We start from the raw sequence: 1,432 nt of genomic DNA on the forward strand, positions 1-1,432 counted from the left end.
GTAGGGATTTTTAATGCTTAATTGTGATTTTTTACAAGTATACAGGTAAAGAATTTCAAAAAAATCCTCAAAAAAACTTTTTGCACCAGAATCAATATTATATAATTAATTATGGGTAGTGTCATAAAATATGTGTCTGGGCGTAAATAATGTCTCCTTTCTGGCAAGAATCTAAAAAAGATTAAGTTAGAAAGACCAACTATAAAAAGTCAATAGTAAAAAAGAAAAAATTTTAATTAGATTGGTGAATAAAAATGCATGGCAAAAAGACCTGCGTGAGGCAAGTATAAGTAAAAATATGGAAATTAGTATCAATTATTCGTTATTAGGTAGTCTCACCTCATAGGGACAATTATTTTTTAAAATAGCATGAATCGTGTAGCAAAGTTTACGAGCGACAGCTCCAATAGCCGTTAGGTGATGTTTTCCTTCAGTACGTTTCTTTTGGTAAAAAGCTTTAAAAACAGGATCACAGTTAGAGGCAACTAAAGCAGCACTAAAGAGAACCTTTCTAAGATAAGGTGATCCACGTTTACTCATTTTATTATTTGTGCTCTGATATTCACCAGATTGTGAAACAGAAGCATCAATCCCAGCATAAGCAACAAGCTTTGAAGGGTTTGAAAATCTTGAAATATTACCTATTTCACCAAGTATGGTTACAGCTGTTACGTTGCCAATACCAGGTATTGTAGTAATAGGAGAATTGATTTTATCAAGTAAAATACTTATTTGCTCTTCTACATCTTTGACTTGATTTTCAATAAAGTTAATCTGCTCAATTAATAGTTTTAATTGAAGAGCGAAGCTATCTAAACAAAAGCTTATACCAAAAGACTGTTTGGCAACACTTGATAATTGTTTGATTTTATTAGTAGCAAACTTTTTCATAGTGATTTCAGATAAAACTTTGTCTAACTTTTCAGATGAAATGCTTTCAAAATCACTTGGAGTGCTGAAATGAAGCAAAATTTCTTTTGATGTTTGCCCAAAAACATCAGAAAAAACAAATTGATATTCAGGAAAAACTTGGTCTAAAACGCAAATAGTTTTACGTTTAAGGTCACCTATAGAATTAATGAGATAGTTTCTAAAACGAGAAAGGTTGCGAAGAGACATGGTATTTTCATCAGCTAAGGAAGTCTCCAGAAAGTCACCATAACGAATAAGATCTGCAATTAAAATAGAATCAATAATATCGGTTTTACGCTTTCTGATTTCAATACCTTTACGCCAACCATCAGTTTGGATAGGGTTTACAACATGAATGACAAAACCTTTTAATGCAAGAAATGAGTAAATGGATAACCAATAGTGACCAGTAGCTTCCATACCTATTTCAACATCATTAACAGATCTAATGAAATTATTTAACTTAGTAATTCTAGTTATGCAAATATTAAAGTCAAATTACCATACTAGGATAATAAAT

The 1,432-nt window shown here is 30.9% G+C and carries 1 protein-coding gene; it reads right to left on the minus strand.

Going from position 1 to position 1,432, the window contains the following annotated elements:
* Window positions 1–315: 315 nt before the first annotated feature.
* Window positions 316–1,398, minus strand: a complete 1,083-nt coding sequence (locus tag BUB36_RS18940) for an IS110 family RNA-guided transposase (RefSeq protein ID WP_207550861.1) — start codon at window positions 1,396–1,398, stop codon at window positions 316–318.
* Window positions 1,399–1,432: the final 34 nt, after the last annotated feature.

It is taken from the genome of Paramaledivibacter caminithermalis DSM 15212 (assembly GCF_900142245.1).
In the GTDB taxonomy this organism is placed as follows: Bacteria; Bacillota; Clostridia; order Peptostreptococcales; family Caminicellaceae; genus Paramaledivibacter; species Paramaledivibacter caminithermalis.